26 protein-coding genes are annotated in these 24,901 nt (G+C 67.7%); 16 read left to right on the plus strand and 10 right to left on the minus strand.

Going from position 1 to position 24,901, the window contains the following annotated elements:
• Positions 1-432 precede the first annotated feature (432 nt).
• A complete protein-coding gene (locus tag BOSE127_RS16990; RefSeq protein WP_159558267.1) occupies positions 433-1,359 on the minus strand; it encodes a hypothetical protein in 927 nt (308 codons plus the stop codon).
• 2 nt (positions 1,360-1,361) lie between these two features.
• Positions 1,362-2,669 carry a tyrosine-type recombinase/integrase gene (locus BOSE127_RS16995; protein WP_159558269.1) on the minus strand — a complete coding sequence of 436 codons (1,308 nt, stop codon included), beginning with the start codon at positions 2,667-2,669 and terminating at the stop codon, positions 1,362-1,364.
• Positions 2,670-3,068: 399 nt separating this feature from the next.
• Between BOSE127_RS16995 and BOSE127_RS17000 the strand changes: the two genes are divergently transcribed.
• Positions 3,069-4,070: a TIR domain-containing protein gene (locus BOSE127_RS17000; RefSeq protein ID WP_159558272.1), complete on the plus strand. Its 1,002-nt coding sequence runs from the start codon at positions 3,069-3,071 to the stop codon at positions 4,068-4,070.
• Between the two features lie 105 nt (positions 4,071-4,175).
• Positions 4,176-4,532 (plus strand): hypothetical protein, encoded by a 357-nt coding sequence (locus BOSE127_RS17005; protein WP_159558274.1) that lies wholly within the window; start codon positions 4,176-4,178, stop codon positions 4,530-4,532.
• Between the two features lie 199 nt (positions 4,533-4,731).
• Here the strand turns inward: BOSE127_RS17005 and BOSE127_RS17010 are convergent, their stop codons facing one another.
• The 8 genes from BOSE127_RS17010 to BOSE127_RS17045 all read right to left on the minus strand — a co-directional run bounded on the left by BOSE127_RS17010 (position 4,732) and on the right by BOSE127_RS17045 (position 12,183).
• Positions 4,732-4,878 (minus strand): single-stranded DNA-binding protein, encoded by a 147-nt coding sequence (locus BOSE127_RS17010; RefSeq protein ID WP_159558276.1) that lies wholly within the window; start codon positions 4,876-4,878, stop codon positions 4,732-4,734.
• A gap of 60 nt (positions 4,879-4,938) precedes the next feature.
• Positions 4,939-5,145 (minus strand): hypothetical protein, encoded by a 207-nt coding sequence (locus BOSE127_RS17015; protein WP_159558278.1) that lies wholly within the window; start codon positions 5,143-5,145, stop codon positions 4,939-4,941.
• Between the two features lie 161 nt (positions 5,146-5,306).
• Positions 5,307-6,179 carry a ParA family protein gene (locus BOSE127_RS17020; protein WP_159558280.1) on the minus strand — a complete coding sequence of 291 codons (873 nt, stop codon included), beginning with the start codon at positions 6,177-6,179 and terminating at the stop codon, positions 5,307-5,309.
• Between the two features lie 236 nt (positions 6,180-6,415).
• Positions 6,416-8,251 (minus strand): hypothetical protein, encoded by a 1,836-nt coding sequence (locus BOSE127_RS17025; RefSeq protein WP_159558282.1) that lies wholly within the window; start codon positions 8,249-8,251, stop codon positions 6,416-6,418.
• Between the two features lie 692 nt (positions 8,252-8,943).
• On the minus strand, positions 8,944-10,083 hold the full coding sequence (locus BOSE127_RS17030) for an alpha/beta hydrolase family protein (RefSeq protein WP_159558284.1): 1,140 nt from the start codon (positions 10,081-10,083) through the stop codon (positions 8,944-8,946).
• Entirely contained in the window at positions 10,065-10,982 is a 918-nt protein-coding gene (locus tag BOSE127_RS17035) for a hypothetical protein (RefSeq protein ID WP_042539529.1), read from the minus strand. Before BOSE127_RS17035 ends, BOSE127_RS17030 begins: the two co-directional genes overlap by 19 nt.
• A complete protein-coding gene (locus tag BOSE127_RS17040) occupies positions 10,979-11,497 on the minus strand; it encodes a hypothetical protein (protein ID WP_159558286.1) in 519 nt (172 codons plus the stop codon). The genes BOSE127_RS17035 and BOSE127_RS17040 overlap by 4 nt, the downstream gene beginning before the upstream one ends.
• Entirely contained in the window at positions 11,494-12,183 is a 690-nt protein-coding gene (locus tag BOSE127_RS17045) for a helix-turn-helix domain-containing protein (protein WP_159558288.1), read from the minus strand. Before BOSE127_RS17045 ends, BOSE127_RS17040 begins: the two co-directional genes overlap by 4 nt.
• A gap of 358 nt (positions 12,184-12,541) precedes the next feature.
• Between BOSE127_RS17045 and BOSE127_RS17050 the strand changes: the two genes are divergently transcribed.
• The 14 genes from BOSE127_RS17050 to BOSE127_RS17115 are packed head-to-tail and all read left to right on the plus strand — an operon-like array spanning position 12,542 to position 24,896.
• Positions 12,542-13,342, plus strand: a complete 801-nt coding sequence (locus BOSE127_RS17050) for a L,D-transpeptidase (RefSeq protein ID WP_159558290.1) — start codon at positions 12,542-12,544, stop codon at positions 13,340-13,342.
• 7 nt (positions 13,343-13,349) lie between these two features.
• Positions 13,350-14,945, plus strand: a complete 1,596-nt coding sequence (locus tag BOSE127_RS17055) for a hypothetical protein (protein ID WP_159558292.1) — start codon at positions 13,350-13,352, stop codon at positions 14,943-14,945.
• Positions 14,946-14,953: 8 nt separating this feature from the next.
• On the plus strand, positions 14,954-15,568 hold the full coding sequence (locus BOSE127_RS17060; protein ID WP_159558294.1) for a hypothetical protein: 615 nt from the start codon (positions 14,954-14,956) through the stop codon (positions 15,566-15,568).
• 18 nt (positions 15,569-15,586) lie between these two features.
• Positions 15,587-15,961 carry a hypothetical protein gene (locus BOSE127_RS17065; RefSeq protein WP_052481832.1) on the plus strand — a complete coding sequence of 125 codons (375 nt, stop codon included), beginning with the start codon at positions 15,587-15,589 and terminating at the stop codon, positions 15,959-15,961.
• A gap of 29 nt (positions 15,962-15,990) precedes the next feature.
• Complete coding sequence (locus BOSE127_RS17070) at positions 15,991-16,701, plus strand: hypothetical protein (protein ID WP_159558295.1); 711 nt, start codon at positions 15,991-15,993, stop codon at positions 16,699-16,701.
• Positions 16,701-18,197 (plus strand): hypothetical protein, encoded by a 1,497-nt coding sequence (locus tag BOSE127_RS17075; RefSeq protein WP_159558296.1) that lies wholly within the window; start codon positions 16,701-16,703, stop codon positions 18,195-18,197. Before BOSE127_RS17070 ends, BOSE127_RS17075 begins: the two co-directional genes overlap by 1 nt.
• The gene (locus BOSE127_RS17080; RefSeq protein ID WP_159558297.1) at positions 18,194-19,819 is read left to right on the plus strand and encodes a hypothetical protein; all 1,626 of its coding nucleotides are present in this window, start codon (positions 18,194-18,196) and stop codon (positions 19,817-19,819) included. The genes BOSE127_RS17075 and BOSE127_RS17080 overlap by 4 nt, the downstream gene beginning before the upstream one ends.
• Complete coding sequence (locus BOSE127_RS17085) at positions 19,816-20,154, plus strand: hypothetical protein (protein WP_042539544.1); 339 nt, start codon at positions 19,816-19,818, stop codon at positions 20,152-20,154. Before BOSE127_RS17080 ends, BOSE127_RS17085 begins: the two co-directional genes overlap by 4 nt.
• Entirely contained in the window at positions 20,154-21,566 is a 1,413-nt protein-coding gene (locus BOSE127_RS17090; protein WP_159558298.1) for a hypothetical protein, read from the plus strand. Before BOSE127_RS17085 ends, BOSE127_RS17090 begins: the two co-directional genes overlap by 1 nt.
• Positions 21,563-22,102 carry a hypothetical protein gene (locus BOSE127_RS17095; RefSeq protein ID WP_159558299.1) on the plus strand — a complete coding sequence of 180 codons (540 nt, stop codon included), beginning with the start codon at positions 21,563-21,565 and terminating at the stop codon, positions 22,100-22,102. Before BOSE127_RS17090 ends, BOSE127_RS17095 begins: the two co-directional genes overlap by 4 nt.
• Before the next feature lies 1 nt (position 22,103).
• The gene (locus tag BOSE127_RS17100) at positions 22,104-23,180 is read left to right on the plus strand and encodes a hypothetical protein (protein ID WP_159558300.1); all 1,077 of its coding nucleotides are present in this window, start codon (positions 22,104-22,106) and stop codon (positions 23,178-23,180) included.
• Positions 23,177-23,938: a hypothetical protein gene (locus tag BOSE127_RS17105; RefSeq protein ID WP_159145857.1), complete on the plus strand. Its 762-nt coding sequence runs from the start codon at positions 23,177-23,179 to the stop codon at positions 23,936-23,938. Before BOSE127_RS17100 ends, BOSE127_RS17105 begins: the two co-directional genes overlap by 4 nt.
• 5 nt (positions 23,939-23,943) lie before the next feature.
• Positions 23,944-24,180 (plus strand): hypothetical protein, encoded by a 237-nt coding sequence (locus BOSE127_RS17110; protein WP_156155348.1) that lies wholly within the window; start codon positions 23,944-23,946, stop codon positions 24,178-24,180.
• Positions 24,177-24,896 carry an HNH endonuclease family protein gene (locus BOSE127_RS17115; protein ID WP_159558301.1) on the plus strand — a complete coding sequence of 240 codons (720 nt, stop codon included), beginning with the start codon at positions 24,177-24,179 and terminating at the stop codon, positions 24,894-24,896. The genes BOSE127_RS17110 and BOSE127_RS17115 overlap by 4 nt, the downstream gene beginning before the upstream one ends.
• Positions 24,897-24,901: the final 5 nt, after the last annotated feature.

The following is a 24,901-nucleotide window of genomic DNA, read 5'->3' on the forward strand; positions in this document are numbered from 1 at the left end:
GGTCGGCTTCTCTCGTTATACGTTGCGGCTATGGCGATAACTACCATAATCGGCCTCGTGCTGTGGGTATCGTTCGATGTGGGTGTTCCGATATCGAGATGGATCATTGGTGCAATGTCCGTGTTCGGCCTACTGTGGACCGTGAACATAATCAGAATTGATCGTTCGAACAACTCAGATGACGAATCGCGCTGATTCTGCATAACCTTACATTGGGCCCCATGCCGCATCAGCGGGATGGGGCCCAATTTTTCACGGATTATCGTTGCCGCCTGAGATACCACTGCAAAGGGTTGGGCACAGATACCCCGGTCGCCACATTGCTTAGAGCGGGCGAGGGCTGGAGTGACGTAGTTCCGGAATAAGATGTTTTGAAGCCGCCCAATCCGGTGCATTTTTCACAGCGCATTGTATTACTGCCGCGTTCGACGCTCAACCAAGCTCGTCATCGTCTTGGTCCAGCATAGGAACGAGCAGGTCATCGATCGCCATGCCGAGCCGACGCGCCTCTGCGAGGGCTTCGGCGGAACGCACGAACGCGGCCTCGGCCTTCGCTTCGAGATCTCCGGCAGCTCGGTAGGTGTCGGTCGCGCTCAGGTCGTCGAACTGGGTCGGCTTCCTGGTGTGCGGGCCGACCTCCTCCGCGAACCCAGTCGTTAGACGTCGCGCCGGGATGATCGACGTGATCGAGCGTTTCGACAGCGGCACACCGGTCCGGACCCAGCCGTAAGTGTCCAACGGCACGAGCAGCTCGGTAGCTCGGCGCCACTGTTCAGTGACCGGCTGACCGCAGTCGTGCTTCGTGAGGTCTGCCTTCGTGGGATCCAGGAGCCCGCGAGTCTCAGCACGGTGGCCGAGGTAGGCGTTACCGGCCACGCGCAGCCAGCGCGTCACAGCGCAGGCAAGACACGTCACCGGGTCATCGTTGCTCGGGATGACGCGACCGCAGATCTTCACGATGCTGCCAAGCTCGATCGCCGCTGGTGAGAGTTGTCGCGCTTCCTGCCGGCTGAGCTGCAGGAAGCCGACGAGCACGATCAAGAAGGCGTCGCGTCGGCCGCGCAGCCCAACAGGGTGGCGATACTTCGGGATCTCAGCCAGGGCCTGCTCGATGTCAGCAACCACCGCCGAACCCTTCCAGACGCGGGCGGGCGGGACCAGGATGATTGGGGACGGCTCCCCCGCGTCCAGGTGTTTGACGGTGATCGCGCGCCGTCGAAGGCGCTGCTTGGATTTCGAGCCAGGGAAGAGCGCAAGGAATCTTTCCACAGTCTCCGGGGACGCCGGCAGGGCTTCCCTCCCCGACGCCGCGCACCAGGCCTCGAAGCGTGCCCAGTGCCGCTCGAGCTGCGGCGTCACGGTCACAGCTTGATCCGGGTCGAGGCGTTGCGGACCAACGGGGTGTACTCGCGGTCGTAGATCCGCAACGTCGCTGCAGAGTTGTGGCCGGTCTGGTTCATGATCTCGTCGTCGGTCGCGCCGGCGTTGCGCGCCTCGGTGATGAAGCCGGCGCGCATCGAGTGTCCGCTGAAGCCCGCAGCGTCGAGGCCCGTCTTCCGGATCCGGGACTGGACCACCTTGCCGACCGCGGTTGGGGTGAGCCGGGTCTCGCGGAAGAGGCCCCATTTGCTGACCGATGGGAAGAACGGGGCTGCGGGGTCGAGACGTTCCTCGTGCGGCGGGAGCCCCTCGTCGCAGATGTGGACGTCGGTCGCGGCGTCCTTGAGCGCAACGAACATCCCGGACTCGCCGTGGTGACGCTGCGCTACCTGCAGCCGGTACAGCCGCACGAAGGCGCAGGGTCCACAGGTGAGCGGGTTCGAACCGAAGCGGATGACTTTCGGCGGCCCGTCGCCATCCTGCTGAGTCTTCGATCGACGCATCCGGATACGGACGCCCTCGTCGGGCACGAGGCGATAGTCGCTGACATCGGTCGCAACGAGCTCGCTCTCGCGGAACGCACCGACGAAGCCGAACAGGATCAGGGCGTAGTCGCGGGTGTTGATGGCCCCGCGCTCGAAGTTCGTCAGGTCGATTGCTCGCAGGGTGCGCTGCAGGAGCTTCAGCGTCAGCGGAGCAGCACGTCGGATGGGCGGTGGGTCGTCGCGACGGATGCCCCGCATGGTGTCGCGGACCCGCGGGTGCTTCCCGGGCGGGTCGAAGTGGCGGCGCTCGTGCTCCCAGTTGATCGCTGCGAGGTAACGCGCGATCGTCGACGGCGCGTAGCGGCGGACCCCTGGTGCCACCTCCGAGGCAGCCTTGGCGGCCAGGAAGTCGGCAACCTCCTTGGGCGTCCGTGGCGCCGTGCGCACGTCGGCGATGTCGGCAGGATCGTGAACCTCGTCGTCCTTGAAGCCAGCGAGCCAGCGCGCGAACTGGCGGAGGTCACTCTGGTAGGCGCGCACGGTGCTCTCGGACTTCGCCTCGAGGGCGAGCTGCTCAGCCGTCTTCGCCACGACCGGCGGCCGCGGCCCCCGTGCTGCAGCACGACGAACGGCTGCCGCGGTGCGACTGCGCTCGGCGGCCGCGCGCTGCTCGGCAGTCATCGCCTTGCCCGACACTGCCCGCAGCGGCCGGCGTGTCAGCCGGTCGTCAGCGATGAGCTCTGGGACGAGATCGTCGCGCGCGTCGCTGGCTAGGACGACATCCTCCCCGGGCTCGCCGTTCACCGGTGCGCCTCGGACTTCGTGTGCACAGCTCTCCCTTCGGCGGGACGGCTCGGCGTCGCCTCGCTGCCAATTGCGTGTTCAGAACGGGCCTGTGCCACTGACCGCGTCAGTTCCGATAATAGTCATTCTCGGAACGTTTTGGCGGGGGTGGAAGCGACTAGGGACGTCGCACGCACGCAGCACCATGCTCGCCGGAGATCCCTCCGGCGCCGGGCTGCACCCCGTCTACTCACGTGCGATGTAGCGACACTTGTCTCACCTCCCGTCACACGACGCTGATTGCGGTACTGCCCTCTGCAACACGAACAGCAAGCCCTCGCCGGTCACGGGGATGTCGGACGAGAGACATCCCAGAAACGGTCGTTCGCGATTACCTCGTATGATTCGAGGATGGCTCGTGTGGATCCCCTGCAAATCGCTGTTGCTGCCTACGCGGCCGGAAATTGGAACGACTCGGATTGGCGCGTGCTCGGACGGGAGACCGGTACGAGCGACATCATCGATCGACACCCGCGGTTGTATCGCTCGCTGGGTTTTGGTGACCCGGACTACCCGGACGCCGCATCCGAGGTTGTCGGCCAGATCCTCGCTTCCGAAGCGGTCGAACAGAACTCCGGCGAGGCAGGCCGGATGGAGCTCTTCGCCGATTCGATGCCGAACTTGGTCATGTGGGTGCAGGAACACGCACCGAACCGGACCAGGAAGCTCTTCAATGATTACCTGCAATCGCGCGTTGCCTCCGAGATCCCCGCTGTCTGGCGGAGCACGCCCGCGAACGAAGTGGAGGAAGACCCGGACGCTTGGTTGACGGATTCGCCGAGGGCAAACCGACTTCCGGTCGACTGGGCGGATGATCTCCTCGACGACCTGGATCCGGTCGCCCCACCGTTGGGATCGACCGCTACCCCTGCTCTCACGCCAGCCGCTACGCCTGCCTCCGAAGTCGCCGCCGCCGCCGATGCACCGAAGTCGATTTTCATCGTTCACGGTCACGACGAGGCGGCGTTGAACTCGATCAAGCTCTTCGCCCACAGGGTCACGGGCCTAATGCCTATTTCGCTTGCGGAAGAAGCCGGCCGCGGGCAGACGATCATCGAGAAGTTCGAGGCGTACGGCGTGGCCGCGTCCTTCGTGATCGTCCTGCTCACGCCGGACGACGTGGGCCAGACCATCGGGGACCACCAGGCAGGTACCGAGCCGAAGGCGCGCGCACGCCAAAACGTCGTCCTCGAACTGGGCTACTTCATCGGCAACATCGGTCGCGAAAACATAGTGGTCGTCGACGCTGACGTGGAGCGACCCTCCGACTTGGCCGGACTGAGCTACGTCGAGTACCCAGGCTCGAACTGGAAAGACTCGCTTCGCACCGAACTGGACGCCGCTGGGCTGGTTCAGGGGTGATCCCCGCCTAAAGATCGTTTCCGAGCGGCGATGGACCACGGGCGCTCACCAAAGTGGGTCATGGCGCTGGTATGAGGCGCTGTCACATTCCGATAGGGTCCGTCCATGACTTCACCCGTCGCCCCTCCCCCTCTTGCTGCTCGCTTCGGCCGCGGAGTCGAGGGGTTCTTCCGTCACCCGGCGACCATCATCTTCCTCGTCGTCGCGGTAGGCGTAGCCCTGGCCCTTCCGGTCATCTTCAAGGTGCCCGGGTCGCCCTGGATCGCGTTCCTCTCGGTTTGCCTCGGGGCCGCCTGCGCAGTGGCGAAAGAAATGCTCAGCGCAATCGCGCAGGACCGCAAGAACGCCGGCACCGCCGAAAAGCCGTTCACGGATGCAGCGATCGTGTGCTCGGTCTACACCGCAGTTTTCACATTCCCTGGGCTAGTCGCGGCAGCAACACCCCTGATCTTCGGCAAGTAGACAACGCCCTGGCCTGAGAGAATAGCCGGGGCGTTGTCGTCCATACCGGCAGGGAGTCCGCGTCGGCGGGCCTATCGAGACCTATCGGGAGAGGTCGTTACCATCGCGCTAGACCTTGCGGACTCGCCCGACCTGGAAGCGGAGATCCGGGCCGATAGCGCTGGCGCGGAGGACACGGCGGATTTGGCGCTCCTTGCCCTCACCCCCACGACTCGGCGCGCTCGTCGCCGACGATGATCACTGACTTTCCGGAGCGGAGGGTGGTCGGAGCGTTCTCGCCGAGGTCGAACCACACCACGACGTTGTGGCGGGTGGGCGTCTCGTCCTTCTGGAGATCGCCGCGCACGTAACGGCCGGGTTCTCGAGCACGATGATGCGGACGACGGTCGCTTGGCCGGCCTGGGCCTTAGCTGCCGAACGGTCGGCCGGTGCGGAACCCGCCGGCGTTCGGTTCGAACGGAACGCTGCCGTTGTGTTCGTTCGCGAGTCGTTCAAGCTCTCGCTCGAGCGCCCCGTCGACCAGCGCCGCGAAGGACCGGTAGCCGCCGGGCAAGGCAGCTGTGTGGAGGACTGCCGTCTGGGCGCGACGCTTGAGACCTTCCCGCAGCGCCACGGTCGTGGGGATTGTCGCTTCCTTAATTGGCTCGGCGGGCGGGGCCTCCCGCCTCGGCGACTCAGGCGTCACGGGTGCCTCGACGCCTGTTCGAACCGGTTCAACGTTGGCGGTGAGTCTGATTGGGCTGTTCGCACCGGGGCGGCGGCGTTCTGGCGCACTCATACGGCGTTCTTCTCCTTCTCCAGGATGCGCTGTGCGTACATCTGACCGAGTGCGTCGTAGAGCGCGACCGCCTTCCGGCCGTCAACACCGGGCCAGGCACCCAGTGATGTTGCGGCGGCGTCAGCCTCCGCAAAGCGAGACCACTCGGGAAGGTATTTCGGATTCAAGAGGTCGGTCCCGTCGTCGAACTTAACCACTCCCCCAAGCTTCCAGACGAGCTCGCCGAAGGCGTCAGCGAGGCCTTCGATCTGGAAATCATGTTCCTTGGTTCGCTTCCGCCGCGTGACGACAACGCCAGCCACACGCAGATCCGGGTTCATCAGGTCGGCGGCGTGAAGTGAGACGAAGTCTCGAACCCGGATGGCGGCTTCGACAGAGTCGTAGTTCGGGTCAGAGGGGATGAGCACGGTGTCTGCAGCGGCGAACGCCATTTGCACGAGGTGGCCGAGATCAGGCCGGGTGTCGATCAGGACGACGTCGTACACGTCTGTCCAACCGGACAGTGCCTTGGTGAGACGACGTACGGCGCCGACGACCCCAGCCTCGGATTCACGATTGATCAGATCAAAGCGGGCCGGGAGCACATCAATCCGTTCTCCTTCTGGTGCCACATCTGTATCCCAGCCACAGGCAACTACAGCCGCCTCCCCTGCGCCATCCTGAGCGGCCGCGATTACCTCGGACATGGTGGGGATCGGTGCAGAAGGATCCCACTCGACCCCTAGACGTCGAGTGGCGTTCGCCTGGGGATCCATGTCTACGACAAGAACGCGGCGTCCAGCCCGCGCAAGAGCAGCAGCGAGCTGACAAGTCACCTGCGTCTTGGAGACACCACCCTTGTTGTTGGCAATCGCTGTGATGTGCGTCATCAGCCCTCCGAGGTAAGCGTTTCAAGGCTTGTTTTGGTTGCAAGCCATGCGATCCAATATACACAAGTCTTGCAACAAATGCAAGGGTTGTAATACAAGCAACCCAATAAACACGTGCTTTCCCCGGGAAGGGGTAGAGCTCGGATACGCAAGTCTTGCAACGCACGCAAGGGTTGCAACCCTTGTAACACAATAAATGCTTGCGTTTACCGCTTTGATGAGCCGGGAACGCACGCTCAAGCTGCCAACTCGAAGTCCCGGAGCTGTTGGAGAAGTCCGCGTCGGACGAACCGCATGGCCTCTTGGTGGTCGGCTCGGCCGTCGCTCGAGCATGGGTATGCCGGGTATGCCTCGGGGCCGCCGTGGTCGTCGACGGATCGGAACATGACGACCTGCCTGGTAGGGGTGCGGTCGCGGCCGCGTCTGCCGGCTTTGCGGATGAGGTGGTTTTGCCACCAGGCCCAGAGGTCTCGCTCGTCGGCGTACTGCTGTTCCCGTCGCCGGAGGATCCCGTCGACGCCGAGCTGCTTGGCCACGTGTGTGCGGAAGTCCTGGAGCCGTCGGCGCCAGCCGGTGGGTGTGGCGATGGCGAGTGTCCAGCGGCGCATGCGTGCGAGGGCTGCTCGTGCGCGGCCGCGGGGGAGTCCAGCACGGTCCGCAACCACCTCGACCGCATGCTCATCAGTGGTCAGGCTCTCGTACACACGCCGGGCGGTGGGTCCCAGTCCTGCACGGGTGAAGACGTCGTGGCGTCCGGCGTCGAGTCGGTCTTCAAGAGCGTCGAGGAGGGTGACCCTCACGTCGAAGAGCTCGGCCGGGGGGCGGGCGGTCACATTGTGAAGTGGCCCGACGTGTACGGGGGGTGTGGAAAACCGGTCTGTGAGTCGCCAGACGGCTGCGTTGGGGCCGTCTGCCTGGCGCCGGCGGGTGATCCATCCGGCGGCGTGGAGGCGGCGGAGTGAGCGGTCGACGGTGCTCGAGGGGATCCCGGTGGCGATCGCCACGGACCGGAGTGCGGCCCCGACGTCGCGGGAGCCTGAGCGCAGGGAGATCCAGGCGAGGTAGGTCAGGACGGTGCTGTCGTGCAGGTCTGACTCGGTGCGGGTCCAGCGTCCGGGGGAGGCGGTGAACGCCTGCAGCATGGCCTCGACTACGTCGACGATCCCGGTCAGCTGGGTCAAGTCGCGTTGTTGGCGTTCCTCGGGCGCGTACCGGTACAGCACGGCCCGTTCCTGCGCCTTCGTCCACTGCCGTTCAAGGCGCGCTGCAGCCTCGGCCGCGGTGCGGGGCTCGCGGCCGCCGGTGGGACGGTTGCGGGTGCGGTAGTGCTCCATGCCGGGTGCGGTCTTCGCGGCGTGCTCGACGTCGGCGAGGGTCCACCCGGACACCGCGGCCGCGAGCAGGCACAAGTAGGCGGTGCGGGACGGGTCGCGGCCGCCGGCGACGGTTCCCATGTGCGCCTCACCCCACGCGGGCAGGGACCGGTGCACCCGGTGACGGGCGTCGACGGGACCGGTGGGGGAGGAGTCCGCGGGATCCACGGTCGGGCGGAGCTCACGGAACGCGGCCGTGACGCGGAGGAGATCGCCGGCGGTGACGGTCGGGGTGCGGAGCACGTCGACGTCGTCGGCGCCGGCCATCACCTCGGACGCGCCACCGCGTGCGTGTGGGGTCAGCGGCGGGCGGACGGCGCCCGTGCGGTCGTTGCAGAGCAACCCGTGGTCAAGAGACGGCAGGACAGCGCGCGCGGCGCCGGCGAGCTGCACCATCGTGGCCTTGTCGACGCCGGCGAGGGGCACCCAGACGTGGAACCCGCCGGTGGGGCTCGAACGGCACACCACGTGCGGCACCCGTGCGTCGCGGAGGATCCGGACCAGCACGCCGAGATCCTCGGCCGCCTGGTCGAAGTCCTCCGGGGTCTTCGCGTCGAGGTCGAACGCGGCGAACCAGAACCGCCCGTCAAGGTCGGTGAGATCGATGGTCCACGGCGTCGACGGGGCAGTGTGCCCTGCAGTCGGGAACTTCGACGGGTAGCTGTTCGACCGGATCGTCCCGTCCGCCTCCGCGATCATGCGGTTCACGTACCGACGAGGCGCGATCGAGCGCGTCAACGCCCAGGCGCTATCCGAAGAGGACACGCGGGCAGATTGATCTATACCGGGCGCAGCAACGTGCGTTACGATGGCGACACCTCCTCCTCTCGGGGTGGTGGTACGACGAAGGCTCCCGGCTCCAACCGGGCTTCTTCTCTCGGAAGCTCACGACCTGATCTGTTTGGCGACGTAGCAGGTAGTGAGAAACATGACTTGGGGCCTGGCCCCGAACCCCCGCCTCTGGCGGGGGTTTTGTCGTTAAGCGGCTGGGATCGGCAACTCCACTCGGTTAAGCCGACGGGGGTCCTCGACGAGCGGCATCGCGCCGTTTTCGGCGACGAGCGAGCGCGCTAGCGCGTCGAGGTAGTAGGCGACTGAGACGCCGCTCTCTTCAGCGGCGTCCTTGAACGCCTGGCGGGTCTCAGGAAGCACACGGCCCTGCAGAAGGACCGTAGGGGCGTTCTGCGCTCGGCTGGCGCGTCGTCCAAAGTCGCTCATAGTCACACCTTGGCGGGAACATGCATGCGCGCGGCGGCCTGGGACGGCGTGTCGCGAGACTGCATGGATGTTCCTTCTCCTTGCGAGGTAGGCGACTCGAACGACTGGCCAGCACGACCCCGTGGCGCTGAATGTCGCAGCCTGTCCGAAGCGCTAACGACCACCAAGGTACCCTATCCGTGCACCTTGGATGCCGTGGATAGAGCCGCGTTTCGGGAAAGGAAGCGTGAGATCGCGCCGTGGAACAGCTGGGGCTCGCGGTTAAGTTCCATGCCGTGCGGGCAGGGCGCGATCTCCACGAGGGTGACTGCCGCGCCAGGCACGGCCGCGAATCGCCTGGAGACCTCGAGGGGGACGTCGCGGTCGCCGGAGCTGTGGACGAGGAGGATCGGCAGGCCAGCTGGTGGTGTGGGACGCATCCAGCGCATGGGGATGGCTTTCCTGAGGCCGGCGAAGCGAGCGAGACCCGGGATCGTGAGCGTGAGGGCGCCCATTGACCCGAGGAACCCCGGGAAGCCTGCCTTGGACGCGCCGGCACGCAGGGCCGCGAACCAGTCGAGGGCTGGACAGACCAGGATCATGGCGTCGATCCGGTTGCGAAGGGTGGAGCGCGCGGCCGCGTGAAGAGCGATCGTCGCACCCATCGACCATCCGACGAGCACGAGACGCTCGGCTCCGTGGTCCACGGCGTAGTGCATCGCCGCGTCCAAGTCGTGCCACTCGTCTGTGCCGAACGTCGCGGGCAGGCCACGGCCGTCTTCAATGTCGCCGCGGTATCCGATGACGAGGGAGCTCATTCCGGCCGAGAGGGTGTCGGGTACGGCGCGCAGGATGGCTTGCCTGCCCGAGTGGATTCCGTGCACATGGATGGCCCAGGTCGTGGCGCCGGCCACGGGGAAGTACCACGCCTTCCGGGTGTCGCCGTCGGCGGTGATCGCAACCTCTTCGAAGGAGGACGACACAGATGCTGGAGTGTCTAGGAGGTACCCGCTCCAGACAAGCTTGTCCTCTGCTACTGGAACGGCCGTGGGTTCGCCCAGGATAGTCCGGCGGACGTGACGGTCGTCGTCGTCGAGCACGTCCCCGACGAGGATGCTGTGCTGGCCGTCGTGGAAGTACGCGCGGTACTCACCAGGGCACCGTGTCTGCTCGTCCGATTGGACGGTGATGCTGGCATCGTCGACGGCTACGACGGTGACGGTTCGCTTCGGGCGTGGGTGAATCGCCTTCTTCGCGACCACCACGCCCGCGGCGGTCGCCGCGGCTATGACCGTCAGAGTGGCTGCCCCTGCTGCTACACCGATAGCGCCCATGCGGTGACTCCCTTCGCGAGCCGTTCGTCTACTCGCTGTAAGTAGCGCTGCTCTTGTTCTGTGACCTCGAGGCGGCCGGCGACGATCTTGTCGCGGAGCTCGATGTACCGCTGCGCGGCAACCACCTCTGCGCTGCCCTGGAGGCGCAGCGTGGGCCTGCCCGCGCTTTGGTCTCGGGCAGACATGACGAACAGGCGGAGCGAGATCAGGCGCCACCGAAGGACAGTGATGAGCCGGCGCAGGGTCCGCCATCCGTGTGCGACACCGATGGCGACGATGCCGGGGTAGAAGAGGCTGTTGAACACGACGAGCATCACCCGTGAGAACGGTGTCTGCTGTCCATCGATGAACACCCTGGTGACGTCGACGAGCTCGGCGATGATCGCGAGTACCACGAGCGCAAAGCCAATGATGAACAGGATGTTCACGCCGCGGGGCTGGGGCAGGAGCACGCCGATGGAATCGGCGGCGAACCAGCCCATCGCGACCAGGTAGATGACGATGTGCACCCACGTGGCCGGGTACTGCAAGTGTTCGTGGATGTAGGTCGTCGGTTCCCCGTTGTGATCGGGAATCGCCATGAAGGTGACCGTCTCCGCAACGAGCACGGCGATCAGGATGGGCAGGCGTGACCGGGCCTCCGAGCCAGCGTGAGCGCGTGTGGCGTCCCGCAGAAACCAGAAGGCTGCAGTGGCTGCGAGTACCTGGATCAGATCGATGGCATTGACGTCGCCTAGGAGCGCATCGAGGGGTTCGACCGGCCAGACGACGCCCACCGTGGCGATGCCGACGACGGCCAGCGCTGCGGCAAGGAACGCCGGACGGCGCGCTGCGTTACCGATCGCATTGACGCGGAGGAGCAGGAGTCCAACGGCAGCCCAGAACGCAGCTGGGATCACGCGAAGGCTTCCTCGCTTGCGGACAGCGTGGACTTCTGGAGGCGCTCGAGCAGGAGCATCGCTCCACGCTCGGCTACGAGCTCTTCGACGTCGACAGCGCCAGCATCCTCGAGGGAGGTCCGCACCGGCACGCGGGCACGTGCCGCGGTGATCTCCGCGGTCACGCCGGCATAGCCCCGTTCCATGACCTCGACGGGCACGTGGCACCCTCCGTGGCCTGCGGCAATGTGCATGAACTCGTGGAGGATCACGAACAGCTGGTAGAGGCGGGGGTCGTCAGGGTGGAAGTACACCCATCCGGCGTCTGCAGTGTCGAGGTACAAGCCCGTCACGCTCGCGGGGTGGTCACGCGGAGGGAGTGAGTTCAGCGGGTCGATGATGAGCGGCTTACCGAGCCAGGTGGCAACGGCCGTTCTCAGCGTCTCAAAGGTGAGCGGGCCGGCGGGCAGGGATAGCCGGGCGATGGCGTCCTCAGCAAGCTGAGTGGTGAGTCGTTGCGTTCGGATCTTCTTCATTCGGTACCTCCCCGCTCGGTCGGCGCCGCGGCGCGGATCGCTTCGGCAATCGCCAGGAGCTCGGCCGCGGATGCTGCGTTGACCGAGCGCGCGGCGATCCCAACACCAGTCTCTGCCAAGGCGATCTCCACTTCCAGCCGCGCGTCGACGAGATCGACGACACCGGGGAGTGCGATGCGCAGCAGGTACTCCGAGGGCACGTCGAAGAAGTCCGCGATCGCACGAAGGTCGTCACTCGTCACGTCTGTGGGCTCGCCGGCGAGGAGCCGTTCCCAGTCGGCACCAGCCAGAAGCCGTCCGCGCTTCGCCAACGCAGCGCGCACCGCACGGTCGACCGGGGGAGCAGGGGTGCGAGCGACGTGGAGGGCGACAAGCTTCCGCAGCCGGTAGCCGAGAAGTGCTGGCTCCAGGCGTTCATCCCGGGGAGCGTGCAGCCGTTCCATCTCGGTGATGGCCGGCGCCAGGAGCTCGCCCACGGAGACGCCGAGCGCTTCGGCGATCGTCTGCACGTCGTTCGTGTTGAACGAGGTCTCGCCGCGGGTGCGCTTGTAGTAGTAGCCGCGACTGAACCCAGCCTGCGTGATCAGGGCTGGCGTCGTAATGCCGCGCTGGATCCGCAGGTCATCGACCGCGTCAACGAACGCCCTCGAGAACTCGTTCGGTTCGCCGCTGCCCTGTCTACCCACCCGATGACCCTATTGGCGCACTGAGGGAACTTTGTTCGCCTCATTTGGAGCACATCGCAACACAACTCGCTCTAAATAGGGCATACTGACGGAACGGTACTTCTACCCCAGCAGAAGGGACACGATGGATATGGGGTCTAGCCCGATTCGTGCTTCCCGTCCATGCTCGCGGACCGCGCTTTCTGACGGCTCTGGTTCCGCGTCCGTCGTCCGCAACAGCGACGACGGTCAGGTGCAGACGCGTCGACCCCTCGCGCGCCTGCACCTGGCCCACCACACACACGCGAGCATCGTGCGGAACGTTCTCGTGGCTGCATCGGCTGCAGTCGTCGTTGGTACCTGCATCACGGTCGCCGTGGTGTCTCGTCCGACCGAGCAGTTTTCTGCACCGACCGAGTCGCCGAGCACGACGGTGTCGATCCCGGTGCGTCCTGGCCCGTTCCGCGCTCTGACCGCCGATCAGGTGGCCTCCCTGCCGGAGGCCCGGTATGACGCGGTGATCCCGGGCCTGATCCGCTACGCCAGCACGGACACCACGGCGCTGGCCCGTTCGGCGACGCTCGCGAAGGACGTCGCCCTCTACGGTGCTGCGCAGAAAAGTGCAGTGGCGCACCTTTCTGCGACGAACTTCCTCGGCGACCCGACGACCGTCGTCCCGGTCCGGACGGACGGCGCGTGGACGCTGACCCTGACACCGGCCCGCCAGCAGCTCCCCTCGAGTGCGAGCGGTGACGCTGCAGCGCAGACCGCCGCGTGGATCCGCACGGACGCCCTCACCGTGGGGGAGGCCCTGCCGTCCCGCGTGGTCGTGTCCGTGAGCGAGCAGACCCTCAGCATCATCACCGGCAAGGACGTCGCCACCTACCAGGTGGGTATCGGCACGAAGACAACCCCGACACCGACCGGCGTCACTGGGTACCTGCAGGCCCGCTACCTCGACCCGAAGCAGGGGCAGAGCGTCCACCCGATCGAGTTGACGTCGCTGCACTCCGCGGCGAAGGACGAGCCGTTCGGCGGCTCGGACGGCGGCCTGATCGGGGTGCACTTCAACACCACCAGCTCCGGTGCGGTCTCGCACGGATGCATCCGGCTCACCGCCGAAGCGATCACGGCAGTCAACCGACTGCCGCTGGGTACTCCGATCACGATCACGAAGTGAGAGCACGATGACGGACACCACACACGACTCCGCAGACGTCGACGAGCGTCCCGCCGTCACCTGCCCGTTCTGCACGGAGGCAGTGCCGCAGGCAACGTTCTGCATGCGCTGCGGCCGTCAGATCGGCCAGCTCGACCTGACGAAGATCTTCACCTCCTCCGAGCGGGCCGCCGGCTACGCCGAGGTCGACCAGCGCACACCGCTGGCCCGGACCGGCGACGTCGACAGCGCTGTGCTCGACGAGCCCGAGGTGGAGCACGACGAGCCCGTGGGTGAACCCGATGCCCGCCCGACGCTCCGCGTGCTGTTCGGTGGCCTGTTCGGTCGCGGCGCTCGCCCGACCGACGCGGCCGACGATGCGCCAGCGGTCAAGGGTGAGGCCGACTCGAGCTCCGAGGGCGAGAACCCGAGCCTGCGGACCTTGTTCGCTAGCTGGTTCCACCGCGCACCGAAGGACCCCTCGGCCGAGAAGGACGAGCAAGGGGGCGTGAACGTTGCCCCGCTTCTCGACGAGAGTCACCGCCGGTGGGTCTGGGTTGCGGCTTTCGTCGTCGTCGTGGTGGGTACAGCGGCCTTGTTCGTGGCTGGCAGCGGACACGAGGATCAGCAGAGCTCGACGGCGCAAGTCGCCTCGACTCCCGCGACGACGCTGCCTGGGTGGGCGAAGAAGCCCACGTGGGCGAAGAGCGGCGCGGTTGGCGCGGTCGGCGTGACCAGCGACGGGAACTACGTCGGCTACGCCCACGGTCGTACGGTCACCGTCCTGCACGCCGGTTCCGGCCGCACCGCCGCCACGCTGACCCTGCCTGGGAAGGCCGTCGGTGGCGTGTCCGCCGTGACCGTCGACGGCAAGCCCGCACTCGCGGCCGCGTCCAAGACGGCCGTGACCGTCTGGGGTGCTGGGAAGCTGCAGCTCGAAGCGGGGATCCCGACTGGGGGCGAGTTCCAGGTGCGCGCCGGCGTGCCGTTCGTGACCACCGACACCACCGCGGCGATGCTCACCGGCCACGGCGCCGTCCCGGTCACCTTCCCGCGGCCGGGCGCGCTCATCATGGGCGGCACCGCGAACGGACAGGTGCTGTGGGCCTCCGCTCGAGGCGAAGTCCTCACCGCGGCCACCAACGGCACCGTCACCCGCACCGCGAAGCTCGCTGCCCCGAAGAACGCGACGGAGATCTCCTCCTGGGTCGTCGCCACCGACAGCACGGTATGGGTGCGGTGGAAGACCCGCGCGAAGGGTTCCGTGCTCGCCGCCCACGACGTCCGCAACGGCAAGGCCATCAGCAGCACCGGCACCAGTTCGGATGAGCCGGTCACGGCCAGCCAGGACGGGAAGACCCTCCTGGTGCAGGGGACCGCATTCACCGCCGCCGGGAAGACCGTCGCCACACCCAAGGGGTTCGTCGCGGACGGATTCGTAGGCAACCACCTCTACGGCGCCGACCAGGACGGCACGACCGCATACGTCGCCGGCACGGCCGTTCGCACCGGTCCCGCACCCACCGTCGTCCCGGTCGCCGAGAACGGCTCCGGCGACCTCATCGCCGTCACCGACGGCCGCATCAGCACCTACGCCACCGCCGACCAGACCACGAAGCAGTAAGGACCTCCATGCACACCCGCACCCGCATCGCGCTCACCACCGCCGCGATCGCCACCATGACGCTCGGCCCCGCCGCCGTCAGCCACGCCGACACCGCAGCCCCCGACGCCTCGATCGCCGTCGACGTCCCCGTCGACCCCACCCAGCCGGTCGACCCCACGCAGCCCGGGGACCCGACCGTGCCGGTCGACCCGATCCCGGTCGACCCAATCCCGGTTCCGACCGACCCAACGGACCCGACCGACCCGGGCACCGACCCGACGGTCCCGACCGACCCGATCCCAGACCCGTCGGAGCCCGCACCTGTGGACCCGGCGCCAGTCGACCCGGATCCCGCTCCGGCGGATCCCGGCACGGACCCCACGCAGCCCACCGACCCGGGCACGCCGGCACCCGAGCAGCCGACCGACCCCGCACCCGCACAGCCCTCGCCGACTCCTACCCCGGCTCCGGCTCCCGCTCCGACGTCCACGCCGGCTGCTGGCGCGAGCTCGCCGGCACCTGCCCCGGCCCCTGCACCTCGCTCCACCGGAGCGTCCCAGACGCGTGGCACCAACACTCCCGCCACGACTCCCCGGCACACCCCTAACCCCGGAACGACGCTCCCCGTCGTCGCCGGCTAACCCCGAAAGGTCCCGCTCATGAGCGCACTCCTCGCCCCGGTCATCAACATGACCACCAGCGCCGTCATCGCGGCACACACGCCGTCCGAGGTGACGGCGAAGGGCGCCAACATCAACCCGTTCGACGGCGTCAAGCCGGACCCGTCGTGGCTCGGCGACAACTTCACCACCCAGTGGAAGATCGCGCTTGGCGGTATCTGGTTCCTCTTCATCCTCGGATCGGCGTTCTTCCTGCTCAAGGCCGTCTCGAGGCTGCGGCACTTCAAGAACGCGAAGAACCCGCAGAAGGCCGAGGCCGCAAAGGGCGAGGTGATCGGCACGTCCCTGATGACCGGCGGAATCATCATCGTCCCGGCGATCTTCGGGTTCATCCTCAACGCCGTCAACGGCTGATCCGTCCACACCAGCGAGGGGAATCGCACATGAGCAAGCAGACCGCATCCCAGCCCCGGCGTCGCCGCCGGTGGTGGCTGATCCCAGTCGGGATCCTCGCGGCGATCGCACTCGTCGCGGTCGGCGTCACCATCGCGAACCTCGCCTCGCCGAACACCACCCGCACCCCGGCCGGGGCGGCCACCGAGGCCCCCACGGGCACCGGCAGCACCGCCCCGGTCCAGGGCGTCGACTACGCCTCTGGCTGCGTCGCCGGCCCGGACATCACATCGAAGGACCTACTCGAGCTCCGGGAGAAGAAGCAGTTCACCCCGGCCGGGGCCGCGGAGTTCCTCGGCGCGTTCATGCAGCTCTACAGCGCCGCGGACCCCGACCGGCGCCCGAACCTGCGGGAGACCGTCGACGACGTCGCGGACGGCACCGCGCACTCGATGCTCGCCGGGTCCGATCTGTCGAAGTCGGGCTACGACGACGGGCAGACACACGGCGTCGACCTGTCCGGTTCGGCGTACCTGGTCCGGGACAGCACCGACACCACCGTCACCATCGCCTTCGCCGGCCTCACCACGACGAACGGCAAACCCGACCCCGCCGAGGACAGCGCCTCCAAGTACCAGTACACGGGCGGCACCTTCACCCTCACCACCAGCGCGCAGGGCTGGGTCATCTCCGACGCCGATCCCTCTCCCGGCTGGGACGAGGGCCTGACGTCCGGCACCAAGTACAAGGAGGGCTGCTGATGGCATGCCAAGCAGGAGCAATCGTCTGCGGCGGCGGTGACGCACTCGCCAAAGGCCTGTCGTGGGTCTCCGGCGTGTTCGCCAAGGGCAAGGGGGCCGTCGAGGGTGTGAAGAAGGGCATCGAGTTCGCCCAGGACCCGATGGGCTTCATCACGCAGCAGATGCAGGACGCCGTGCACGCCGTGTCCGGGGTGCTGATCCCGTGGCTGCTCAGCGCTCTGCACCCGAACTACGACGCTCAGTGGTGGCTGAAGTCCTACGCGATGTCGTTCTCGGTGTCGATGTTCGTGCTCGCCGTGCAGCTGCTCTTCATCATGGGACGCCGTAAGAGGGGATCGCTGGGTCCGAAGGAGATGCTCGAGTCGATCTTCATCGCGGCGCCCGCGTTCCTCATTGGTGCCGCGTTCGGTCCCGTGGTCGGCATCGCGCTGACCAAGCTCTTCACTGCAGCCGGTGACGCGATGGCTGCGTGGGCGGTGAACTCCACCACCCAAGAGTTCTTCACCAAGATCGCCGAGCTCGCATCCGCCGACGACGCCGGATCGCTCCTGAGCTCGTCGATCGTGTCGATGTTCGTCCTCGGCACCCTGTTCCTCAGCCTGCTGGGTGTGGCGTTCATCTTCATCATCCAGCTGGCCACCCAGTACCTCGTCGGCTCGGTGCTGCCGCTCGGATTCGTGTGGATCGTGGACCCGGACACGCGGAAGCTCGGCAAGGCCGTCCCGGTCATCTGGGTCGTCATCGGTCTCACCCAGGTCGCACTGATCCTTCTCGTTGGGCTGGCGTTCCGGGCCATCAACGGGATCTCGATCACCGCTGACCCGGGCACCCTCGGCAAGCTCGTCAACCCGATCCAGACGTTCGTGAACCTCGCGGTGCCGGCAGTGATCTCCTTCATCGTCGTGTTCGCGCCGTTGTCGATGCTGAAGTGGATCCCGCGCCCCGGCGGCGGTGGCGGCACCTCCCGCACGAGCGGCTTCAACCCGCCGCAGATGGCACCACAAGTCCCGAACGCGCCCTCTCACGCCCCACAGACGGCCCACCAGACCGCGGCATCGCAGCCGGCAGGCCAGGGGGGCGGCGGTTACCAGTGGAACATGCCAACCGCCCCCGCGCAGGTCAGCGGTGGGTATGGCGGGCAGGCGTCCCAGGTCGGTGCGGCCGGGAACGCGGCAGCAAGCGGTGGCAGCGGCTCGGTCAACGTGACCGCGTCCGCGGCGAGCACGGCTGGCAAGCACGCAGCCGGTGCAGCCGGTGCGGCCGGGAAGGCCGGAGCCGCCGGCGCGGGTGCCGGAGCCGGCGCCGGCGCTGGTGCCGGAGCGGCCGGTGGAGCGGGCGCCGCGGCGGCGGGTACCGCGTCGACCGGTGTCGGCGCGCCCCTTGCCGTCGGGATCCTGCTGGCCAACTCCGCACTCAAGGTCGCGCAGCAGGCCTCCCAGGCCGCGTCGACGGCCGCTGAGCAGGCCGTTGACCACGGAACCCACCAGGAGGCATGAGCATGCGTACCTCGATCATCGGCGGCGACAGCGCCCACCGTGGCCTGTTCGGCGGGCGCATCTCCAAGCCCCGACTCTGGGCGCTCGGCTCGAGCATCACCGTGACGCTCGTCTCCGTGTTCGTCATCGGGCTCTGGGCCCTGCTCGTCGGCGCGGTCCTCGTCGGAGCAGCCTGGTTCGCGACGATCGACACCGCGAACAACACCATCCTGCAGCGCCGGATGAAGGCCGCCCGATGGAAGGAACGCCTCCGCCGCGGAACGACGAAGTTCGTCCCGTTCGACCAGGACGGCTGGGACATGCTCACCGACCGGTGGGCCGAGGCGAGCACCCGCGAAGAGAAGCGGGAGAGCATGCAGGAGCTCCACGCGATGCGGGACACCCCGGACGGGGTCACCGGAATGCTGTGGCTGCAGGACGGTGTCGGCGAACCGGGGATCCAGTGGCACCAGACCCCGGAAGGCGAGGAGTACCTCGCAGTCACCTTCACCACGACCGGGCAGGTCACCGGCATCGAGACCGACCAGGTCTTCGACGTCGCCTCCGCCGGCTTCTCCGCCGTCGTCGCATCACTCGGTGACCCGCTCGGGTTCGCCAAGCGCATCCAGACCATCAGCCGCAACATGCCCACCGACTCCGCACAGCACGAAGCGTGGATGGCGGAGAACGGCGACAACAGCGTCCCCGCGGTGCTGCTGCACTCCTACAAGGACGTCGTCGACGGTGTCGCCGCCGGTCAGCTCATGCAGCGGCCGATGTTCACCGTCTCCTGGCCCGTCTCCGACCGATTCGCCCGCCGCGCCGCCCGCCACGGCGACGCAGCCCTCGGGTGGCGGCGGTTCATGGCCAACGAGATCGAAGGCATGCGGCGCATGCTCGTCGGCGCCGGCTACAAGAACGTGCACGCGATGAGCGCCCGGCAGACCGCCGCGGTGATCCGGCACATGCAGCACCCCGGCTTCCCAATGGAGCAAGTCGCCGACGTCACCCCGACCACCGGGTGGCTGCCCTCCGAGGACGCGTGGTCGTACACGACGTACGTCGGCGCGCCCAAGGGCGGCCAGGTGTCCGTGTCGCTGTCGCGAACCGCGCGCATCACGGCGAAGAACCTCGAAGTGGTCGAGCGGAACGCACTGTGGATGGCGCCGCTGCTCGGCGGGATGCAGTCCCAGGTGGTCCGGACGATCGCCTGGCACATCGAAGGATCTCCCCAGGATGAAGCCCGACACCTCTCCGAGCAGGACCGAGTCTCCGACATGGCCGACCAGATCAAGCGCGCCAAGGACGGGCAGATGGAAGACGTCGCCCTGAACGTCGAAGCTGACGCAGCCCGGCGCCGCCACCAAGACCTCATCCCGGGAACCGGCCACGTCGGCGCGAACTGGGTCGGCTACATCACCGTCACCGACGGCACCGAACGGGGCCTGGCTGACGTCTCCGAGCTCATCGAGGACGCCGCGAGCCGGGCCGGGATCCGCACCCTCGAGTGGCTGGAGGTCGACTCCGCAACCGCCAACGCGTTCACCTGGCCCGTCGGCCGTGGCATCGCGCCGGCGAACGTATCCATCGGCTCGAAGGTCGAGCAGTTCGCGCAAGGCAAGGAAGCGAAGGAAGCGCTATGACCAACACCACCCACCGCGACGACGACGGCCGCGACATCTTCATGCCGGCTTCTGGGAGCGCCACGTTCATGAAGTGCACCGGTATCGATGGCTCTCCAGTCGCACGGGCAGTTGCCCGGTCGACGGAACCGCCGGTGATGGCACGGCGGGCGGGGAAGTCGGCACTTCTCCGCAAGCTCGTGCACCCAATGCCTCGGACGATGGCGGTGACGCTGGAGCCGTCAGCAGGCGGCCGGAGTGAGTACGCCGCGTTCTTCGAGTCGCTAGGCGCGACGCCGAACAGGTTCGTCCTCGGCGACAAGACCCGAAACCTGCTCGTTACGGGGGCCATCTGATGAGTGACTTTGCAACGCTCACGCCCGACGAAGCAACACTCCCGGTCGGCAGTTGGGAGTTCCCTCGCCTCGAGCCCCGCGGGTACGTCGAACCGCGCAACCGGATCTTGAAGCGCACCAGCTACTACGGCGGCCCCGTCAAGGGCGCCCCGTCGACGTCGCGGCAGGTCGAGGTGCTGAACCAGGGGATCCTGGAATCCCCGATGCAGTTCGAGGGTCTGCTGTCCGGGGTCGAGACGCTGTCGAAGACGCCCAGCGTGAACGACCAGTTCCAGGCGTACGCGCTCGGTCTGGTCGACTCCCCGAACGTCGTCGAAGCCGGCGACGTCGGCGTGGGCAAGTCGACGCTGATGAAGTGCGACTACGTCCTCCGCGCCCTGACGCTGCTGCGGCGCCGGGTGGTCGTCGTCGACAAGAAGCAGCAGTCCCCAACGGAGCCGTGGGGCGAGTACACCAACGTCGCCCACACCGCCGGGGTCGACCCGATCCGTCTCGCCCTCGGCGACCCGGACGGGTCCCGGATCAACATGCTCGACCCGGCACTGTCGCAGACCCGATTCATCGCCGGCGACACCGGCGCCCTCATGGTCCTGCAGCAGGCCGCCGCGCTCCTGAACGACAGCACCCCGCTGGACACGTGGGAGCGGAAGGCGCTCCGTGTGGCGCTCCGGGACGGAGCCGCCCAGGCGCGGGCCCGCCAGCGGGTGGTGAACATCTACGACGTCCTCGACCACTGCGGCGTCATCAGCGACGAGCTGCGGAAGCAGATGAGCCCCACGGCGCTCGAGCGGATGCACGAAGCCGGCCTCACGCTGCGGTTCATCCTCGAACGTCTCCCGGAGGAGATGCCGGGCCTGTTCGACGGCGACACGTCGGAGAACGTCAAGCTCGGCGAGAAGCTGACCGTGTTCGACATCTCGCAGCTGCCCGAGGACGGCCCCGCCGTCCCGCTGGCGATGATGCTCGCCAACGCGTGGACCCTCGGCACGATCCGCCGCTCCGAGCCGGGGTGGAAGACGACGTTCTGCGTCGACGAGGGCTGGTTCCTCGTCGGCGGCCCGATGGGGAAGGTCATCCAGTCCAACGCGAAGCTCTCCCGCGCGCTCGGCCTGTCGAACGTGGTGAACATCCACCACATCTCCGACATCCCCTCCGACGACCCCGCGGTGGCGTTCATCAAGGAGGCCGGAACGATGCACCTGTTCCGGCAGTCGAAGGCCGACGACGCGGTCGCGGCCGCGCAGATCGCCGGCTTGAAGCCCGGCGCGGCCGAGCAGCTGATGACCCTGCCGAAGGGGCAGCACTTCAAGAAGGTCGGCCTCGCCGCGGAGGTTCGGATCGCGCACTTCCGCTCCGAGCTCGAGCGACAGATCACCGACACCAGCGCCGGCTTGACGGGAGCAGCACTGTGAACCGCACCAGCCTCGCGATCGCCACGGCCGTGGTGATCGCCTCAGCCCTCACCGGGTGCGCCAGCGCGCCGGCGCAGCCGTCCGTGTCGGTCCCCGCAGCGGCACCGACCAGTGCGGCCACGAGCGACGACGGGCAGCCGAAGGTCACCGGCCCCGGCCAGGTGACCCCGTCCGCGCAGCCGACGGCACCGGTGAACGCGGAGGACCCGATCACGTCGACGCAGGAGGGCGCCGCGACCGGGACGGCGTCCGGGTTCGTGTCCGCGTACGTCGACAAGAGCATCACCGGCGACGCGTGGGCCAAGGGATGGATGCCGTACCTCACCACGCAGGCTCAGGCCGCGTACGAGGGCACCAGCCAGCAGGTGGTCCCCGGGACCACCCTCTCCGGCACGGTGCAGCTCGAGGACGGTGGCACCAACGGCGCCGCGATCGTCGACGTCCCCACCGACGCCGGCACGTACACGGTGCAGCTCAACCAGGTGAACGGCTCCTGGAAGGTGCTCCGCGCGATCCTCCCCGGCGAGGACGACTGACATGGTCAAGTTCGTTGTCGGCGCCGTGGCGGTCATCGTCCTGTTCATCGGGATGCTCCTCGGCGCCTCCGGTGGCGGCTCGACCGCGGCCGCGGCGTGCGGTGCCGGCGCCGGCGACACCGCGGCGGTCACGAAGGACCTCCCGAAGAAGGTCGGCACGTGGGACACCGACCAGGTGAAGATGGCCGCACGTCTCGTGGGAGCCGCGCACGAGGTGAAGGCCAACGAGCAGGCCACCACCATCGTCGTGATGACGGCGATGGGTGAGTCGTCGCTGACGAACCTGAACCACGGCGACGCCGTCGACAACACCACCATCGGCGTGCTGCAGCAGGACGACAGCTACGGAGAGCGCGCCGACCGGCTGAACCCGGAGAAGGCTGCGAAGGCGTTCCTGGCGAAGCTGGTCAAGGTGCCGGACTGGGAGACGCTCGAGCCGACGCTCGCCGCCCACAAGGTGCAGGTCAACGCCGACCCGTACCACTACGCGAAGTTCTGGACCGACGCGCAGCAGATGGTCGCTGCCGTCACCGGCGCTGCGACCACGTCCGGCTGCGACGTCTCCGGCGACCAGGTCGAGCTTGCGAAGACCCTCAAGGCTGCGTGGGAGAAGGGCACCTTCACGGACACGTACCACCCGCAGATGGTGGAGCAGGAGATCCTGCCCATCGTCGACGGGACGACCAAGGACGGCTGCCAGGTCGACACCCGGATCTTGCAGCTGCTCGTCGCGGCGCTCAACAAGTACGGCTCCGTGCAGATCAGCGACATGAACCGTCCGTGCGTCGGGATCGGCACGCACTGCGAGTCCGGGTCGCTGCACTGCAAGAACCCGGCCGTGGCCGTGGACTTCAACACCGTCGGCGGGAACGTGCTCCTCGGCTCCGGAAAGCAGGACATCGAGTTCCTGAAGTGGCTCGACACCGTGATGCCGAAGGGCTCCCAAGCGGGCCAGGTGCAGTGCCGGCCGAACACGCCGCTGGAGAACTTCCGCCAGTTCGAAGACCCGTGCTCGCACCAGCACATCGACCTCGGCTCCACCACGGAGCCCTTGACCATCGGCAAGGACGCCTCATGAGCACCCTGACCATGCCGCTCGACGCAGGCACCGTCACGTTCGAGATCCTCGACCAGCTGCAGGAGCACACACCCATCAGCTGGGGCGGGCTGACCGCCGCAGCAGGGCGGTCGTACTCACCGCTCCAGGGCGAAGCGTGGCCGGACTACACCGTGTTCCCTGACCGGGATGACGTCGACCAGGTGCTCGTCCTCGACCGCTGGTACGACGAAGACGGCCAGCGTGGCCGAACGATGCTGCGGCTGCCGCGCCGCACCGTCGGGGATGCGCTCGACCACCTCCACACGCGCCAGCCCGTGTGCCGGTTCCGTGCGAGCCAGGAAGTCGACCCGTTCGACCCGGAGGGCTCCCGCGACCTCCCGGCGCTGTCGGTCTGGACCGGCCCCGTCATCGACGCCGCGGACGTGCCGGCGACGGGCCCAGGCCCGGACCTTCGCGGTGGCCGCGTGGTGTTCCGCGGACGGCTCTCCGACCGCACCAACGTCCTCGAGGACCACCCGGGCATGGAGGCGTGGGAGAAGCTCATCCTCGAGCAGACGCCTGCTCTTGGCGAGTGGGTGCTCCGCTCCGGCTCGCACGTCATCGAGGACCTGCAGGTGCACGAGCATGCCACGGAGCTCAGCACCCTCGATGAGGTGTTGACGTGGGCGGAGCAGTGGCTGCACACCGCGTACGGCTCTGCGTACCCGATGACCGTCAACTCGTTCGTGGTGTCCTGCGCCGGTGCCGGGCAGCCGATGACGGTGCGGGTCTGGTGAGCGTCGTGGGGAAGATCGTCGGCGCTGTCACGGGCGGGGTTGACGAAGTCCACCGGACCGTCGCCGCGTACAAGGCCGCCCGAGAAGCACGCGACCTCGCGATCGCCGAGGCCGCCCTGACGGTCGGCCACCACCGAGTCGCGCAGGAAGCCGGCCTCTCCCCATCGCGGGTGCGGCAGATCCTCCACGACGTCACCGCACCGCAGGACCACCACGATGCCCGGGAAGGGGACCCCCAGTGAGACGCCGCACGAAACAGCAGCTCGTCACAGCGGCCGCCCTGTTCGCGGCCGCGGCTGTCGGCACGATCGCCGCACCCTACGTGCACCCCACGACCGCGACCGGCGAGATCTGGTCGACGTCGACGGGACAGCCTTCCCCCTCGAGCACGGTGTCCGCGGCCGAGGCGCTGCGAGATCTCCGCACGCTGGAGATCTCCGACGCGTACGTGCCGGCGCGCTACGACCGCGACGCGTTCGGGCCGGCGTGGGCCGACGTCGACCGCAACGGCTGCGACACCCGCAACGACGTCCTCCGGCGCGACCTGACGGCCGTCGTCACGAAGCCGGGCACCAACGGGTGCGTGGTGCTCTCCGGGACGCTCCACGACCCGTACACGGGCCGCACGATCGCCTTCAACCGCGGGCCGACGTCGAGCGTGGCCGTGCAGATCGACCACCGCGTCCCGTTGTCCTACGCGTGGCGGCACGGCGCCGCATCGTGGACGGCCGAACAGCGGGAGCTGTTCGCCAACGACCAAGCGACGAACCTGGTCGCCGTCGACGGGCCCGCGAACGAAGAGAAGTCCGACTCCGGGCCCGCGGAGTGGATGCCGGCGAACACGGCCGACGCCTGCAGCTACGCGGTGTCGTTCGTGACCGTGGCCACGAAGTGGCACCTGTCGATCGCCACCGCCGACGAGCACGCGCTCGCACGCACCCTGGCAACCTGCAGCTGAAGGAC

The sequence above is a fragment of the Curtobacterium sp. 8I-2 genome (assembly GCF_902506155.1).
Taxonomy (GTDB): domain Bacteria; phylum Actinomycetota; class Actinomycetes; order Actinomycetales; family Microbacteriaceae; genus Curtobacterium; species Curtobacterium poinsettiae.

What these genes read in the sequence shown, in the direction of transcription:
- BOSE127_RS17005 (WP_159558274.1), top strand. Translation starts at nt 4,176, where the DNA reads ATGACTTCACCCGTCGCCCCTCCCCCTCTTGCTGCTCGCTTCGGCCGC.
- BOSE127_RS17020 (WP_159558280.1), bottom strand. Translation starts at nt 6,179, where the DNA reads ATGACGCACATCACAGCGATTGCCAACAACAAGGGTGGTGTCTCCAAG.
- BOSE127_RS17025 (WP_159558282.1), bottom strand. Translation starts at nt 8,251, where the DNA reads ATGATCGCGGAGGCGGACGGGACGATCCGGTCGAACAGCTACCCGTCG.
- BOSE127_RS17030 (WP_159558284.1), bottom strand. Translation starts at nt 10,083, where the DNA reads ATGGGCGCTATCGGTGTAGCAGCAGGGGCAGCCACTCTGACGGTCATA.
- BOSE127_RS17040 (WP_159558286.1), bottom strand. Translation starts at nt 11,497, where the DNA reads ATGAAGAAGATCCGAACGCAACGACTCACCACTCAGCTTGCTGAGGAC.
- BOSE127_RS17055 (WP_159558292.1), top strand. Translation starts at nt 13,350, where the DNA reads ATGACGGACACCACACACGACTCCGCAGACGTCGACGAGCGTCCCGCC.
- BOSE127_RS17060 (WP_159558294.1), top strand. Translation starts at nt 14,954, where the DNA reads ATGCACACCCGCACCCGCATCGCGCTCACCACCGCCGCGATCGCCACC.
- BOSE127_RS17065 (WP_052481832.1), top strand. Translation starts at nt 15,587, where the DNA reads ATGAGCGCACTCCTCGCCCCGGTCATCAACATGACCACCAGCGCCGTC.
- BOSE127_RS17070 (WP_159558295.1), top strand. Translation starts at nt 15,991, where the DNA reads ATGAGCAAGCAGACCGCATCCCAGCCCCGGCGTCGCCGCCGGTGGTGG.
- BOSE127_RS17075 (WP_159558296.1), top strand. Translation starts at nt 16,701, where the DNA reads ATGGCATGCCAAGCAGGAGCAATCGTCTGCGGCGGCGGTGACGCACTC.
- BOSE127_RS17080 (WP_159558297.1), top strand. Translation starts at nt 18,194, where the DNA reads ATGAGCATGCGTACCTCGATCATCGGCGGCGACAGCGCCCACCGTGGC.
- BOSE127_RS17085 (WP_042539544.1), top strand. Translation starts at nt 19,816, where the DNA reads ATGACCAACACCACCCACCGCGACGACGACGGCCGCGACATCTTCATG.
- BOSE127_RS17090 (WP_159558298.1), top strand. Translation starts at nt 20,154, where the DNA reads ATGAGTGACTTTGCAACGCTCACGCCCGACGAAGCAACACTCCCGGTC.
- BOSE127_RS17100 (WP_159558300.1), top strand. Translation starts at nt 22,104, where the DNA reads ATGGTCAAGTTCGTTGTCGGCGCCGTGGCGGTCATCGTCCTGTTCATC.
- BOSE127_RS17105 (WP_159145857.1), top strand. Translation starts at nt 23,177, where the DNA reads ATGAGCACCCTGACCATGCCGCTCGACGCAGGCACCGTCACGTTCGAG.